The organism is Fibrobacter sp., from assembly GCF_017551775.1.
In the GTDB taxonomy this organism is placed as follows: Bacteria; Fibrobacterota; Fibrobacteria; order Fibrobacterales; family Fibrobacteraceae; genus Fibrobacter.
Window position 1 is genome coordinate 23,390 of the sequence record NZ_JAFZKX010000108.1, and the last position, 15,230, is coordinate 38,619.

The window sequence follows — 15,230 nt, forward strand, 5'->3', positions numbered from 1 at the left end:
TTTCACGAACCCTCGCAAATTATTGAAAAAGCGGAAAGAAAATGTAAAAGTTGGCATTTTCGGTTGCATTTTCCTTAAAACACCATTTCAAAATTTGTAAAACACACACCCACTATTACAGTTTATGTAATAAACAAAACCGCACGCAATCAAGCGTACGGTCTTTTTCATTTTTTGTCAAATCGGGCTTAATCGAACACTTTTTTCTTGCGCTGGTCGCGGCCGAGCAGCACGAGGCTCACGACAACGCCGGCAAGGAGCACGACCGAGGTCACGATCAACGCGGTGGAATGTCCGCAGGTCATTTGGAAGAACAGCACCGAGAGGCTCCAGCCGATTATGGTCTGGAACACCATCATGAGCGTTCCGTAAAAGCGGCCCAGTTCGCGGAAGGCGGTTCCCATGGCCGCAAGGCACGGCACATAGAGCAAGATGAACAGCAGGTAAGCGAGCACTTGGTAGCGACCGAGCCTAAAGTGCGCCTGCATCGTCTTGTACGCGCCTTCGTTTTCGTTTTTCCCGCTTTCTTCGAGTGCCTCATCGACCCCAAGCGGGTTCAGGAGCTTTCCGAACACACCCGCAAGGTTCACCGGCACGCTCACGAGGGCATCCTTGACGGTCGTTTTCAGGCTGAAGGATTCTTCGGCAGCTTCCTCGCCCGCTGTCGCGGCGACATCATCGGAATCTCCTGAACCTTCAATCGCATACAGGGAATTGAGCGTCCCGACAATCGCTTCCTTCGCAAAGAGCCCGGTAAAGAGCGCGACAGAAGCGGCCCAGTTGTCCTTTTCGACACCGAAAGGTTCGAACACCGGCGTAATCGTCTTGCCAATGACGCTCAGCACGGATTTTTCATTGTTGTCGTTACCGAAACTTCCGTCCGTACCGATGGAACCCATAAAGCCGAGCACGGTCACCATGATAAGCACGATCTTGCCGGCACGGAAAATGAATTCCTTGAGGCGGAGCCATGCGTGGCGGAAAAGGTTGCGCACCTTCGGCAAGTGGTAAGGCGGCAGTTCCATGATGAACGTCGATTCCTTGCCCTTGAAAACCGTATGGCGCAGCAGCAGCCCGTAAATCAACGCGATTACGATACCTGTCAGGTAAATTCCGAACACGAGCGTTCCCGCGGTCTTCCCGAAGAATGCCGCACCGAACAGCGCGTACACCGGAAGGCGCGCGCCGCAACTCATGAACGGGACCAAGAATAAAGTCAGGAACCTTTCGCGCTTGTTTTCGAGCGTACGCGTACCCATGAGCGCAGGCACCGAACAGCCGAACCCCACAATCATCGGCACAAACGCCTTTCCGGGAAGCCCGAGGAACCGCATAAAACGATCCGCAACGAAGGCGGCGCGCGACATGTAGCCCGAATCCTCTAGGAATGACAGGCACAGGAACATGAAGAAGATGACCGGAATGAACGTCGAGACGGTCTGGATACCGGCACCGATGCCGTTTGCCAGAAGCGCCACGGCAACACCCGGCGCTCCGATTTTCGTCAGGAGCACCGTCATCCCGTCCACAAAGATTCCGCCGAACAGAATATCAAAGAAATCTATGAACGCGCTTCCCACCGTCACCGCGAACCAGAACACCAGATACATGGCCAAAAGGAACAGCGGGATTCCGAGAATGCGGTTCAGGACAAGCTTGTCCAACTTGTCCGTGCGCGTGCGCTTGTTGGTGTTGTCGCGGATGACCGCCCTCGCGATATCACGAGCATACGAGTAACGAGAATCCGCAAGCGCAAATTCCACCTCTTCGCCCAGGTCTTCCTCGATCTTGTCATGCGGGATTTCGACACCGAGCTCGTCGGCAAGTTCCAGCACGCGACCGCTGTGTTCCAGGTACTGGACCGCCGTCCAGCGCGGAGTCGCGCCAAGCTTATCCGCAACGGGCTTGAGCGGCACCGAGATTTCCTCAATCAGCTTTTCAAGGACTTCGGAATGCCGGACCGCCTTGGGCACAGGAAGCTCACGGCTATTGTGCAACAGCTTGTGCAGGTCGTTCACGAATCCTTCGCAGCTCTTGGGAGATACCGCCGTAAGGCCGATCGCCGTCACTCCGAGAATCCTCTCGAGCTTGTGCAGGTCCACATGGACGCCGCGGCTTGCAGCGATGTCCATCATGTTCACCGCCAGCACCATCGGCACGCCCTTTTCCATCAGCTGACTTGTAAGGAACAGGTTGCGTTCCAGGTTCGTCGCGTCCAGAATGTTCACCACCAGGTCGGCTTCGCCCTTGAGCAGATAATCGAGAGCGGCGCGCTCGTCTTCGGAGTTCGCAAAGAGCGCATAGATACCCGGCAGGTCCACCACGCGAATCGTGTGGTTGTCGAGCTTGAAGCTGCCTTCCTTCTTTTCTACCGTCACGCCCGGCCAGTTACCCACAATCTGGTTCGAGCCGGTTAGCGAATTGAACAATGCGGTTTTCCCACAGTTCGGGTTACCCGCAATCGCAATCGTAAATACATCTTTTTCGATAGGCATTAGATTCTTCTCAATTTCAGCACGTCAGCTTCTTTTTTACGGAGCGAAAGCCTGTACGAAAGCACGCTCACTTCCACCGGATCACCAAGCGGGGCTACCTGCATAACCTGCAGAACCACACCGCGCACAAGCCCCATCGACAGAAGTTTGGACTTGTACTGTGAATCACCCGTATTGTATCCGATAATTTCGGCCCTATCGCCTTTCTTGAGTTCTGAAAACTTTGGTTCCATACACCTTACTTTTTCTTGGCAGACTTCGTGTTTTTGGCGGACGGTTTCACATCTGCGGGCTTCATGAATTCCTCGATTTTCACAAGCGTTTCAGCCGAAAGAATATGTTCCATGCAGCAGGCGTCCTTGTCGGCAATCGCTTCCGACACGCCGAGCTTAATCAAGAATCCCTTCAACAGAATGTGGCGATTCAAAATCTGAGCGGCGACACACTCACCTTCAACGGTCAGTTCAATGCCGCTGTAAGGCTCCTGCGTAACAAGACCCAGCTTCTTGAGTTCAATGACCGCCTTGGCAACCGAGGGCATCTTGACCGAGAGGGCCGCGGCGATATCCCTGACGCGGGCAATCCCGTTCGCAAGGCGCAGCATGTGCACCATTTCCAAATAGTCTTCGAGACTCTGGCTCAGCTTGACTTGTTCCATAGGACCGCTCCATTTGGTCAAAAACATTACGTCTTATATTAGACAGCGCTAATATAGTTTCTTCTTTCTAACCAATCAAGGCGGATTTCAAAAACTGCACCCGCAAACGAGGCAAATCCAGCATTCTTCCCCAAAAAGGGACTGTAGCAAGAGCCACAGTCCCTTGGAGTGCATGATGCGAGGTGTAATTAGAAGCTGTATACCGTTTCGAGACCGAGGTTAAGTCCCGTATCGCCGGCATCGTCCCCGACAGGAATTTCGACCTTCGCGAAACCCGTAACTTCGAGCCCTTCCACCGGAGTGAAGTAGGCGCGGAGACCAACATCGAACGTCGAGACATCCTCGTTCACGTCGACAGTATTCGTGTGGTATTCCAGCGGAAGTCCGAGAGTAAGGAATTCCAGGACGCTCACGCTCGGTTCCGCATAGGCAAAGAAGTATTCAGGAATTTCTTCGCCATGCACGGTCGGAGATTCTTCATCGAAGTAGGCATAGAAAGCCGTTCCCTTCACGTTGACGATTCCCAGTTCCAGCGAGGGTTCCGCAAGGAATGCGTGAGTCACGTTCGGGGCATCTTCACCGAGATTATCCGCATGCAGGCCATAGACGGCATGCAAACCGAATGCGCCGAACTTCAAATTCGCATCGAGACCGGCGTGCAGCTCGTTGTGTTCCGCCTCCTGATAGGACTTGTAATCCACATAGGGGCGCAACACGCTTTCGCCGAGGCCGAGTTCATAAGCGAGGTGGGCGTCGTAAGCAACGCCTACACACGATTCTTCGCCATCTTCCTCAACGCAGACCTGATTGTCATTGCCCCCGCGACCGAAGCCGAGGCCAAAGACGATGCCACGATAGTCAACTTCTATTCCTCGAATATCGTGTTCGGCCATACCGGCGGCATTGTCTGCCGGATCGTCATAATCGTAGAAGTTGAGGAACGCGCCTTCGGAGAATGTCAAGTCACCAAACTTTACCACGGCATTTTCGTTATGGGTATACTGCACGAAGGCTCCATTATAAATCGCCGTAGGGTCGGTCGTCTCTCCATCGGCTTCAAGCTGAACCGACGCGGACCATTTTTCGTTAAATTTCACATCGACATTCAGGTCAAAAGTGGATGCGTATTCGTGGCTCTGCTTGTCGTCGTTCAGAACATCTCCGGTATACACATCAAATTCCACTTCACCGGAGAATTTGACTTCGGGGCCTTTGGATTCTACGGCCGCTCCGGCTTCCTGGGCGAACGCAGGCATAGAAAGAAGCGTGGCGGTGGCAAGGCCGAACAAAAGATTGGACGACAAACGGTTTTTCATATTTAACTCCTGTGACGGTTTGATTTTCTGTTTTTGTAACACCCCGTCAAGTCTTTTACAATTAGTGCTACAAAAATGCTTGGCAAATGCCTTCTATGCGCTTATCTTGCAAAGACCGTGCCAAGATGTTTCTGTTCGTTTAATTTATTAGATTAGTCTAAGTTTTGTTTCGTAATTAAAGGCTGGCAGGTTTCGGGCCCACCAGCCCTTAACGTTTCTTGATTCTATAGGGTGTTTAGTCTTCGAAACGTTTTTCCTTGTTCGACTTCATGCCGAAAAGCTTGAGGAAGATTCCCGTACCGATCAGCACCGCGATGGCTACGACAATCCATGTCGTGTTTCCGCCGACGGGCACCTGGTAAAGGAGCACAGCCACAGCCCAGGCAAGGAGCGTCTGTACCGTCGCCATGAGGATCGCAAGGCCGAGGCCGATTTCACGGGCTACGACACCCATGGCGGCAAGGCACGGCACATAGAGCAAGATGAAGATCAGGAACGCGAACACCTGCCAGTTGAATCCGTCATGGCCGCCGTTATGGAAGTAAGAACGGAGATTGGCATAAATGTCGGCGGTTTCGGAGAGGTCGCCTTCTTCGAGAGCGCCCATTTCGTCTTCGGAGAGTTCGATACCTGCGGCGGCCAGTTTTTCGAACACGGCTTCGCGGGTCTTTTCGTCTTCTTCCTCTTCACCGAAGGTTTCGATGGCTGCATATTCTTCGCAAGTCAGAACCTTCGCGCCTTCAATCTTGTCGAGAGTTTCTTTCTTGAGTTCGGCGGCTTCCTGGCCTTCCAATTCTCCGGAGGTGCCGAGCGGGTCGACAAGCGAGCCGAATACTTCGACGAGATTTGCGGGAATCGAGCCGAGAGCTTCGAGCAGAGCGCCCTTGAGATCGGGTGCGCCGCCCTCTTCCTCTTCTTCGGCGGGACATTCGTCCACACCGGCGATCAACACCTTTTCTTCTTCAACAGGTTCCGCAGCCTTGCCATCAGCGGCTTCAGCCCCAGAATTTTCCCCCGCCATCGAATACAGCGAGTTCATGGTACCGATAACGGCTTCCTTGGCAAGCAAGCCAGTGAATAGCGACACGGATGCGGGCCAGTTTTCCTTCTCGACACCAAACGGTTCGAACACCGGCGTAATCGCCTTGCCAATCACGGAGAGCAGGCTGTTTTCGGAATCGGCGTTACCGGCAGTAAATTCAAATCCGGCAGGTTCATTGGCAGGAGCGTTTTCATCAACAGCCTTTTCCACGATGCCGAAGCTGTTCAAGAATCCAAGAATGGCAACCGCAAGCGTAATCACCTTACCGGCGCGCCACACGTAGTCGCGCAGCCTCTGCCAGCAGTGAATCATGAGCGACTTGAACTTGGGCAAATGATACGGCGGAAGTTCCATCACGAAGTTGCTCGCCTGCCCCTGGAACAGCGACTTCTTCAAGAAAAGCCCGTAAAGCACCGCGAAAATCACGCCGGAGAGGTAGAGCAGGAACACGACAGTTCCGGCCTGCTTCCCGAAGAATGCCGCAGCGAACAGCGCGTACACAGGCAAACGCGCGCCGCAGCTCATGAACGGCACCAGGAAAATCGTGAGGAAACGTTCACGCCTCGATTCCAGCACGCGCGAGCCCATGATACCGGGAACGCTACAGCCAAAGCCCACCATCATCGGCACGAAGGCGCGACCGGGGAGCCCGAGGAATCGCATGAAGCGGTCTGCCACAAAGGCGGCGCGAGCCATGTAACCAGAGTCTTCCAAGAACGAAAGGCACAGGAACATGAAGAAGATGACCGGGATAAAGGTCGAGACCGTCTGGATACCGGCACCGATACCGTCGGCAAGAATCGCCGAGACAAACGACGGGCAGCCCAGCACATCGCCCAGCAGGTAGCCGAGGCCATCCACGAAAATTGCGCCGAACAGCACGTCAAAGAAATCGATAAACGCAGAACCTATCGTCACCGCAATCCAGAACACCAGATACATGATGACAAGGAATATCGGGAGAGCCGCCCAGCGGTTCAAAAGCACGGCATCGAGCTTGTCGGTGAACGTCTTCTTGGAGCGCGCCGAAACGATAGCCTTCCCCGCCACCTCATGCGAAATGGAATAGCGGTTTTCGGCTATGGCAAATTCCGGTTCTTCACCTAGAATCTTCGTCACTTCCGCCTTTTCAATCTTCACGTCCGCTTCGGCAAACTTGTCCGCATAGCTCTTTTCGTTGCCCAGATACATGAGTGAAACCCAGCGCGCATCCGCATTCAGGATTTCAGCGACCGGAGCGACCTTCGGTTCCAAAACCTTCACGGCTTCTTCTACCTTGTCGCCATACTTCATCGGCTTCGGGACCGGCATCGGAGAGGCAAGCACGTGGCCCATCTGGCTTATAAAATTGGTGACGCTCTTTTCGCTAACGGCAGAAAGCGGAATGCACGGCACGCCGTAGAAATCAGAAAGTTCATCCAGATCCAGCTGGATTCCACGATTTTCGGCGATGTCCATCATGTTCACCGCGATTACCATCGGAATCTTCATATCCGCAAGCTGGCTCGTAAGGAACAGGTTGCGTTCGAGGTTCGTCGCATCGATGATGTTTATAATCAGGCTCGCTTCGCGGCTGAGCAAGTAATCGACGGCGGCACGCTCGTCTTCGGCATTGGCAAACAATGCGTATGTACCCGGCAAGTCCACCAAGCGAATCTGGCGGTCACCCAGTTCAAAATAGCCTTCCTTCTTTTCGACAGTCACACCGGGCCAGTTGCCCACATGCTGGCGGGCACCCGTAAGCGCATTGAAAAGGGCCGTCTTACCGCAGTTCGGGTTACCGGCAATCGCAATCGTCAAACGTTTCCTTGCCGCCATTATACCCTCCTCAACTTGAGCACGTTGGCTTCTTCTTTGCGGAGCGAAAGCCTGTAAGACAGCACGCCCACCTCAATCGGGTCACCGAGAGGAGCCGCCTGCAAAACTTCTATCTGGACTCCACGCACAAGCCCCATCGAAAGGAGCTTGGACTTGTAGGCGGAATCGCCTTCGTTATAGCCGACAATTTCTACCTTGTCGCCTTTCTTGAGTTCAGAGAACTTGGGTTCAGTACTCCACTTCTTTACTTGCGACTTGCCGCCGCAACCACAACTACAGCTCATATCATCCTCATATAACAAGACAGCGCCTGAGCAGCGCTTTCCAGTTTACTTTGTGTTTTTGACAATCTTTGCTTTCTTCACGGACGAAATTGCGTCCATCGGTTTGACAAAATCTTCAATCTTTCCGAGCGTTTCCGCCGAAAGGATATGTTCCATGCAACAGGCATCCTTGTCGGCGATTGCTTCGGACACCCCGAGCTTTATCAGAAAACCTTTCAAAAGGATATGCCGATTCAGAATCATCGTGGCGACGCGCTGTCCCTCTTCGGTGAGTTCCACGCCGCTGTAAGGTTCCTGCCTCACAAGGCCCATTTTCTTGAGTTCTACCATCGCTTTCGCAACAGACGGCATCTTGACCGAAAGCGCGGCGGCGATATCCTTGACACGAGCGATTCCGTTCGCAAGGCGCAACATGTGCACCATTTCCAAATAATCTTCCAGACTCTGTGTCAGTTTTGTATGGTTCATTTGAAACCTCTGTAATTCATTAGACAAGGCTAATATAGTTTAATAAATCTAATTAGACAAGACTAAATTTATTAAAGAAATCATATTTATTTAGCCTTATCTAACTTTTTATTGAATTTTTTACAAAAAATCTTTAAATCACCCCTTGTTTTTCTAGTTAGTTTTGACTAACTTTAAAATTAGACAAGTCTAATTTTAAATGTAGCCATAGCTTTTTTGATTAGGCCTGTTTGGTTGAAGCAAAAATCCTATTCCCTTTTTGTGTCTCTTTGGGAATGAATTGCGCCCTCGCTCAAGTAGCTCTGAGCGGGGGCGTTTTTATTATAATATACCCTATGATGGATTCAGACGTATTTATGAAACACGTCCCACGAACTGGTTTCCAAACAGCAGCAATCCCGATACAAAGATGATGACGCCACCCGCGATAGTCGCGACGGTGTAAATCCTCGTAGCGAACCGGGTATGCGAACTTCCCTTGTCTATTCCTTTACGGAAAGCGACCGCGGCTATGCCGAAGGCGACATTGGTGATAGTCATGCCGACGCAGATGACAAGCGCCCCCAAAAGCGAAAGTGCCACCATCGAGTTCAACAGGCAGAAGAGAACGATCAGCGCGACAGCCGGGCAAGGGACTATTCCGGTGACAGCGGCAACCCCGATGATTTCGCGCCAGCGGGCCGTCGGCGGAAGCGCTGACATTTCGTCGTGGGCATCTTCCCCATTACGCTGTTTACGCTGCATGAAAAAGTCCTTGATCCCCAGCACCACGAGCAGAACGCCCGTAAGCATGATAAGCGCATAGCTGGCCTTCTCGATGCCGATGCGCCCGGTTTCGAAAGCGGAAAATACGGTCGCCTTGAAAATGGCATACAAGACAAGCAACAGCAAGACGGCGCTCATCGTATGCGTCACGGTAATGCCGGCCCCGAGAGCAACGCCCTGCCGCCAGCGGCCACGACGCGCGATAAAGTAACCCACCACGATTGATTTTCCGTGCCCGGGGCCCAGCGCATGCAACATGCCGTACACGAGGCAAATCACGAGGAACTTCCATATGGCACCCCAGTCACCGCTCTTCATGGCATTGATGGCCACGGTCTGCTTTTCACGGAGAACCTTCTGAGCCTCGGCAATCCAGCCAAAAAACGAGACGCTCTTTTTCGTAACCGGTTTTTCGGGAACGGTCGCCTGCACTTTGGATTCAACCGCCAGGGAATCATCGGCCGGCACCACGACTTCCGTCGCCGCAGGCGCATCCGCAGCCCCGTTGATGTCAAAGCGCTTTTTCTTGACGGCGGCAGGCGCGGCCATCGCCAGCAAAAGAATCAACAAAACTGTAAGCAACTTGTTCAATAGCAAAACCTCTTTGCCATAAAATAAAAAAAAATCTGGCTAAATTCACCGTTTTTACATTTTACAAAATTCGTAATATGTATACCGAATTTTCATTTTTTGAAAAATGAGAATTTTTTGTAACTAGTCTAAAATCGACGATTCCACATGAAAAACGGCGTTTTTGATTTTTGGCACGACTTTTGCACATGGCTTACCGAAAAAATTTCAAACTAGGAGATTGCCATGAGCAACGAATACAGATTAAAAGCTATCAAAGAAATCGCCAGCGAAAATGCCGGCGCTAACCTCCCCGCAGCACCCGCAAGCCTCGACTTCTACGGTGAAGACGTCTTTAACGCAGAGGCCATGCGCGCCTACTTGCCGAAGGACATTTGCAAGAAACTTTTTGCGACCATCGATGAAGGCGCACCGCTCGACGCAAGCATCGCGAACGAAGTCGCACACGCCATGAAAAAGTGGGCCATCGACCGCGGCGCAACGCACTTTACTCACTGGTTCCAGCCGCTTACCGGCTCCACCGCCGAAAAGCACGACTCCTTCCTGGAACCCGAAAACGGCAAGGCCATCATGGCCTTCAGCGGCAAGAACCTCATCGTCGGCGAACCGGACGCTTCTTCTTTCCCGAGCGGCGGCCTCCGTTCCACCTTCGAAGCCCGCGGCTACACCGCATGGGATCCGACTTCCCCCGCATTCATCAAGCGTCACGGCAACGGTGCAACGCTCTGCATCCCGACCGCATTCTGTAGCTACACCGGCGAAGCCTTGGACAAGAAGACTCCGCTTCTCCGCTCCATTCAGGCCCTCCAGAAGTCCGCCGACCGCCTCATGGGCCTCTTCGGCGTCGCCGCCCAGAAGGTCACCGTCACTCTCGGTGCCGAACAGGAATACTTCCTGATCGACAAGCGTTTCTACCTGCAGCGCCCCGACCTCTACCAGGCTGGCCGTACGCTGTTCGGTGCCGCTCCTGCCAAGCACCAGCAGATGGAAGACCACTACTTCGGTAGCATTCCGGCCCGCATCATCAACTTCATGAACGATGTGGAAAAGGAACTCTGGAAGCTCGGCATTCCGGCAAAGACCCGCCACAACGAAGTCGCCCCGGCCCAGTTCGAACTCGCCCCGATGTTCGAAGAGGTGAACCTCGCCTGCGACCACAACATGCAAATTATGGAAGTGCTCCGCCAGGTCGCTGACCGCCACGGCCTCGTCTGCCTCCTGCACGAAAAGCCGTTCGCCGGCATCAATGGTTCCGGTAAGCACAACAACTGGTCCGTGAACTACGGCAAGACCAACCTCTTGAACCCGGGCAAGGATCCGCACCAGAACGCCATCTTCCTCACCACGCTCTGCGCCGTCATCTACGCCGTCGACACCCACGCCGACCTGCTGCGTATGGCTGTCGCTAGCGCCGGCAACGACCACCGTCTCGGTGCCAACGAAGCTCCTCCGGCAATCATCTCCATGTACTTGGGCGACCAGCTCGCCGATGTCATCGACCAGCTTGAAAAGGGCGATCCGAAGTCCAGCAAGCAGGCCGGTGCATTGAAGCTCGGTTCCGACACGCTTCCGCCGCTCCCGCGCGACGCTACGGACCGTAACCGTACTTCTCCGTTCGCCTTCACCGGCAACAAGTTCGAATTCCGCGCTCCGGGTTCCAGCCAGAGCTGCTCCGAACCGAACGTCATCCTCAACACGATCGTAGCCGAAGCCTTCGACCTCATCGCCGACAAGATGCAGAACGTTCCGGCCGACAAGTTCCACGAAGAACTCCAGAAGCTCCTGCAGAAGATCGTGAAGGAACACAAGAAGGTCATCTTCAACGGCAACGGCTACACCGACGAATGGGTGGAAGAAGCAGCCAAGCGCGGACTCCCGAACATCCGCACCACCATGGAAGCCCTCCAGGCGCTCACCAAGAAGGACAACGTCGCCCTCTTCGAAAAGTACGGCGTGTTCAATAAGCGCGAACTCGACTCCCGTTACGAAGTCAACATGGAAGACTACCACAAGAAGATTCACATCGAAGGCAAGATCGCTTTCGACATCGCGAAGAACGTGGTGCTCCCGCAGGTGCTCTGCGCCTACAGCAACGCCCTCAAGACCAACGAAATGGCCAAGACCCAGGGATTCTACGCTGTGGACGGCTACGCCCGTGAACTCGGCGAAAAGCTCAAGGCCCTCGAAGAAGCAGTCGCCAAGATGGAAGCTGCTCTCGGCGACAAGCACGAAGCGATTCTCGACGCCATGGCGAACCTCCGCGTTATCGTCGACAAGATCGAAAGCGTGATCCCCGACGAAAAGTGGCCGCTCCCGAAATATAGAGAGATGCTGTTCATTTACTAACTTCAAAAACCCCTCCTTATTGCTCAATGGACACGAGGCCGTGCGTCGAAAGATGCACGGTCTTTTTTGCTCCCGGCAACTCGATTGACGCCACGATTACTGACATAAACGATGGCGGAGAAAAATGTCGAAACCCTGTTTTACATTTTATGTAAAATCAATTACGTTTTAGAAAGAAAATGTAAAGTTTTCGGCATTTTTGGGCAAATTTCCGCAAAATTTTTCTCTTTTAATATCTTCCCAAGCGCCTTTGTAATTATTAGATTTTGGTTCCGATGAGAATATCGGAATCCATTGAGGCACACATGAGCGCAGCCGTTGCAACTATCTCGCAGCGGAACCAAGCGACTCTCCACGGATTCCATAAAATCGTTATTTTCCCCGTTTTCAATGTTTTTAGAGTTTTCAGGGCAAAGGCATTTAGCTTTTGCCTTTATTTTTTGCCTTTTAACACTACAGCAATGAGAATCGTATGACTGACAAGTTCCAATGGAAAGCAAAACGCGAGAAGAAGGCGTTTTTGGCACTGGCGGATGGCGCCGTGTTTAGGGGCTATGCGTTTGGAGCGGCAACCGACACTGTCGGCGAAGCCGTTTTCAACACCGGCATGGCGGGCTACAAGCAGATTATTACCGACCCCTCCTATGCAGGCCAGTTCGTGGTCTTCACCACGGCAGAAGTCGGCGCCTATGCGGCCAACCTCGAAAAGAACGAATCCCGCCAGGTGTTCCTGAACGGCATCGTGGTGAACTCGCTCGACTGGGTTTCCAAGGAACAGAATGAAGAAAGTCTGCACGACTACATGCTCGCCCAGGGCAAGCCGGGAATCGCCGGCGTGGATACGCGCGCACTCACGCTCCACCTGCGTGAACATGGTGCCCAGAAGGCCTACCTGCACGTGGACGGCTCCGACATGAGCGAAGAAGAAGCCATCAAGAAGGCCCAGGAATGGGAAGGCCTCGACGGTCAGGACTACGCAAGCAAGGTCAGCGACCCGAACGGCTACGAGTTCAGCACCGAAGGCGACTTGAACGTGGTCGCACTCGATTTCGGTATCAAGACGAACATCCTGCGCAACCTCGCCGACCAGGGCATGAAGGTGACGGTGCTCCCGATTACCGCGACGTACGAACAGGTCATGGCGAAGAAGCCCGACGGAGTGTTCCTCTCGAACGGCCCTGCCGACCCGAACTCGCTGCCGCAAGTTTACAACATGGTCAAGAAGTTGCTCGGAACCGTGCCGCTGATGGGCATCTGCCTCGGTAACCAGCTGCTCGGTCTCGCTCTCGGCGCAAAGGTTTCCAAGCTCAAGTTCGGCCACCATGGCTGCAATCACCCGGTCAAAAACCTCAAGACCGGCGCCGTAGAAATCACGAGCCAGAACCACAACTACGCTATCGACGAAGCGACACTCCCCGCCGATGTGGAAGTCTCGCACATCAACCTGAACGACAACACGGTCGAAGGCATCCGCCACAAGAAACTCCCGGCGTTCAGCGTGCAGTACCATCCGGAATCCGCACCGGGCCCGAACGATTCGCTCTACCTGTTCAGCGAATTCAAGCAGATGATTCTCGACTTCAAGGGAGCAAAACAATGACGAAGGCTGCCGCAAAAAAACAGACCAAGTACATCTTCATTACCGGCGGCGTGGTCAGTTCCCTCGGTAAGGGTATCACCTCCGCCTCGCTCGCTCTCCTCTTGAAGAGCCGCGGTTACAAGGTGTTCATGCAGAAGCTCGACCCGTACCTGAACGTGGACCCGGGCACCATGAGCCCCTACCAGCACGGCGAAGTTTTTGTGACCGACGATGGCTACGAAACCGACCTTGACTTGGGCCACTACGAACGCTTCGCCGGCGTGCAGTGCTCCAAGGCATCGAGCTACACCTCCGGCCGCATTTATTCTTCCGTGCTCGCCAAGGAACGCGCAGGCAAGTACCTGGGCGGAACCGTGCAGGTCATCCCGCACATCACCAACGAAATAAAGGACGCCTTCCGCTCTGCAGCCGAAAGCGGCGCCGACATCGTGCTCTGCGAAATCGGCGGTGTGGCTGGCGACATCGAATCGCTCCCCTTCCTCGAAGCCGCAAGGCAGTTCCGCTTCGAAGTCGGTGTGGAAAACACCTGCTTCGTCCACCTAGTTTTGGTGCCTTACCTCAAGGCTGCAGGCGAACTCAAGACCAAGCCCTCGCAGCACTCCGTCGCCGAACTCCGCAATATCGGTATCTTCCCGGACATTCTGGTGTGCCGCACCGAAATGACAATCCCGCAGGATCACCTCGACAAGCTCGCGCTCTTCTGCAACGTAAAGCCCGAATGCGTCATCGAGGAAAAGGACGTGACGGATTCCGTTTACGCTGTTCCGCGCGAACTTTCCAAGCAGGAACTCGACCTCCGCGTGCTTGAACAACTCCACCTGAGCGTGCACCCGATTATCCACTCCGAATGGGACAAGCTCGTGCGCAAGGCAACACAACCCAAATTCGAATGCACCATCGCTCTCGTCGGCAAGTACATCGCCATCCGCGACGCCTACAAGTCCGTGCACGAAGCTTTACAGCACGCCGGCATGGAACACAACGCCAAGGTGAAGGTGGAATGCATCGAGGCCGAAGAACTCGAAAAGAACCCGAACATGATCAAGAATGCCGACGGCATCCTGATTCCGGGCGGGTTCGGCAGCCGCGGCGTGAACGGCAAGTGCGTGGCCATCAAGTACGCCCGCGAGCACAAGGTCCCGCTGCTCGGCATCTGCCTCGGCATGCAGTGCTGCGTGATTGAATTCGCCCGCAATGTGCTCGGTTGGAAGGACGCCAACTCCACGGAATTCGACGAGAAGACGGCCCACCCGGTTATTGACCTGATGGATGAACAGAAGAACGTCACCGACAAGGGCGGCACCATGCGCCTCGGCGCTTACCCGTGCAAGCTCATGAAGGATTCCAACGCCGCGAAGCTCTACAAGAGCGAAAAGATCAGCGAGCGTCACCGCCACCGCTACGAGTTCAACTACAACAGCGAATTCCGCAAGGAACTCGAGAAGGCCGGCCTCAAGATTGCCGGTACTTCTCCCGACGGAAAGCTCGTGGAAATGGTGGAAATCAAGAATCACCCGTACTTTGAAGCCTGCCAGTTCCACCCGGAATTCAAGAGCAGGCCCACCGCGCCGCATCCGCTGTTCAGCGGCCTCGTGAAGGCGGCACTCGCACAGAAGAATGGAAAAACAAAAGCCGCGACCGTAAAAGCCGCGCAGAAGAATGTGAATGGAGGCAAGAAGAATGCCTAAGCGTACAGACATCAAGAAGATTATGCTCATCGGTTCTGGCCCGATTGTGATTGGCCAGGGCTGCGAATTCGACTACTCCGGCGTGCAGGCCTGCAAGGTGCTGCGCCGCGAAGGTTTCGAAGTGGTGCTCGTGAACTCGAACCCGGCCACCATCATGAC

The 15,230-nt window shown here is 53.9% G+C and carries 11 protein-coding genes and 1 pseudogene; 4 read left to right on the plus strand and 8 right to left on the minus strand.

Annotated elements, in window-relative coordinates; genetic code table 11:
• Positions 1-188: 188 nt before the first annotated feature.
• The 8 genes from feoB (IK012_RS12450) to IK012_RS12485 form a co-directional block, all read right to left on the minus strand.
• Positions 189-2,495 (minus strand): Fe(2+) transporter permease subunit FeoB, encoded by a 2,307-nt coding sequence (gene feoB, locus IK012_RS12450; protein ID WP_290955089.1) that lies wholly within the window; start codon positions 2,493-2,495, stop codon positions 189-191.
• A complete protein-coding gene (locus tag IK012_RS12455) occupies positions 2,495-2,728 on the minus strand; it encodes a FeoA family protein (protein WP_173380023.1) in 234 nt (77 codons plus the stop codon). The genes feoB (IK012_RS12450) and IK012_RS12455 overlap by 1 nt, the downstream gene beginning before the upstream one ends.
• A gap of 5 nt (positions 2,729-2,733) precedes the next feature.
• Entirely contained in the window at positions 2,734-3,153 is a 420-nt protein-coding gene (locus IK012_RS12460) for a metal-dependent transcriptional regulator (protein WP_290955091.1), read from the minus strand.
• A 188-nt stretch (positions 3,154-3,341) separates the two neighbouring features.
• Positions 3,342-4,469, minus strand: a complete 1,128-nt coding sequence (locus IK012_RS12465) for a hypothetical protein (protein ID WP_290955093.1) — start codon at positions 4,467-4,469, stop codon at positions 3,342-3,344.
• A 235-nt stretch (positions 4,470-4,704) separates the two neighbouring features.
• The gene (feoB, locus tag IK012_RS12470) at positions 4,705-7,329 is read right to left on the minus strand and encodes a ferrous iron transport protein B (RefSeq protein WP_290955095.1); all 2,625 of its coding nucleotides are present in this window, start codon (positions 7,327-7,329) and stop codon (positions 4,705-4,707) included.
• A complete protein-coding gene (locus IK012_RS12475; RefSeq protein WP_290955097.1) occupies positions 7,329-7,613 on the minus strand; it encodes a FeoA family protein in 285 nt (94 codons plus the stop codon). Before IK012_RS12475 ends, feoB (IK012_RS12470) begins: the two co-directional genes overlap by 1 nt.
• 45 nt (positions 7,614-7,658) lie before the next feature.
• Positions 7,659-8,081, minus strand: a complete 423-nt coding sequence (locus IK012_RS12480; protein ID WP_290955099.1) for a metal-dependent transcriptional regulator — start codon at positions 8,079-8,081, stop codon at positions 7,659-7,661.
• A gap of 354 nt (positions 8,082-8,435) precedes the next feature.
• Positions 8,436-9,437, minus strand: coding sequence for a hypothetical protein (locus IK012_RS12485; RefSeq protein ID WP_290955101.1), 1,002 nt, complete (start codon positions 9,435-9,437; stop codon positions 8,436-8,438).
• Between the two features lie 225 nt (positions 9,438-9,662).
• Here IK012_RS12485 and IK012_RS12490 point away from each other — a divergent pair, with 225 nt between their 5' ends.
• The 4 genes and pseudogenes from IK012_RS12490 to IK012_RS13650 all read left to right on the plus strand — a co-directional run.
• Positions 9,663-11,783, plus strand: a complete 2,121-nt coding sequence (locus tag IK012_RS12490) for a glutamine synthetase III (RefSeq protein WP_290955103.1) — start codon at positions 9,663-9,665, stop codon at positions 11,781-11,783.
• 472 nt (positions 11,784-12,255) lie between these two features.
• Positions 12,256-13,383 carry a glutamine-hydrolyzing carbamoyl-phosphate synthase small subunit gene (gene carA, locus IK012_RS12495; protein WP_290955105.1) on the plus strand — a complete coding sequence of 376 codons (1,128 nt, stop codon included), beginning with the start codon at positions 12,256-12,258 and terminating at the stop codon, positions 13,381-13,383.
• A complete protein-coding gene (locus tag IK012_RS12500) occupies positions 13,380-15,071 on the plus strand; it encodes a CTP synthase (RefSeq protein WP_290955108.1) in 1,692 nt (563 codons plus the stop codon). The genes carA and IK012_RS12500 overlap by 4 nt, the downstream gene beginning before the upstream one ends.
• Positions 15,064-15,230: pseudogene (locus IK012_RS13650) on the plus strand (carbamoyl-phosphate synthase large subunit); the annotation flags it as partial. The gene IK012_RS12500 and the pseudogene IK012_RS13650, both read left to right, overlap by 8 nt.

Coding starts and splice junctions, on each gene's coding strand:
- feoB (WP_290955089.1), bottom strand. CDS start 2,495: ATGCCTATCGAAAAAGATGTATTTACGATTGCGATTGCGGGTAACCCG.
- IK012_RS12455 (WP_173380023.1), bottom strand. CDS start 2,728: ATGGAACCAAAGTTTTCAGAACTCAAGAAAGGCGATAGGGCCGAAATT.
- IK012_RS12460 (WP_290955091.1), bottom strand. CDS start 3,153: ATGGAACAAGTCAAGCTGAGCCAGAGTCTCGAAGACTATTTGGAAATG.
- IK012_RS12465 (WP_290955093.1), bottom strand. CDS start 4,469: ATGAAAAACCGTTTGTCGTCCAATCTTTTGTTCGGCCTTGCCACCGCC.
- feoB (WP_290955095.1), bottom strand. CDS start 7,329: ATGGCGGCAAGGAAACGTTTGACGATTGCGATTGCCGGTAACCCGAAC.
- IK012_RS12475 (WP_290955097.1), bottom strand. CDS start 7,613: ATGAGCTGTAGTTGTGGTTGCGGCGGCAAGTCGCAAGTAAAGAAGTGG.
- IK012_RS12480 (WP_290955099.1), bottom strand. CDS start 8,081: ATGAACCATACAAAACTGACACAGAGTCTGGAAGATTATTTGGAAATG.
- IK012_RS12490 (WP_290955103.1), top strand. CDS start 9,663: ATGAGCAACGAATACAGATTAAAAGCTATCAAAGAAATCGCCAGCGAA.
- carA (WP_290955105.1), top strand. CDS start 12,256: ATGACTGACAAGTTCCAATGGAAAGCAAAACGCGAGAAGAAGGCGTTT.
- IK012_RS12500 (WP_290955108.1), top strand. CDS start 13,380: ATGACGAAGGCTGCCGCAAAAAAACAGACCAAGTACATCTTCATTACC.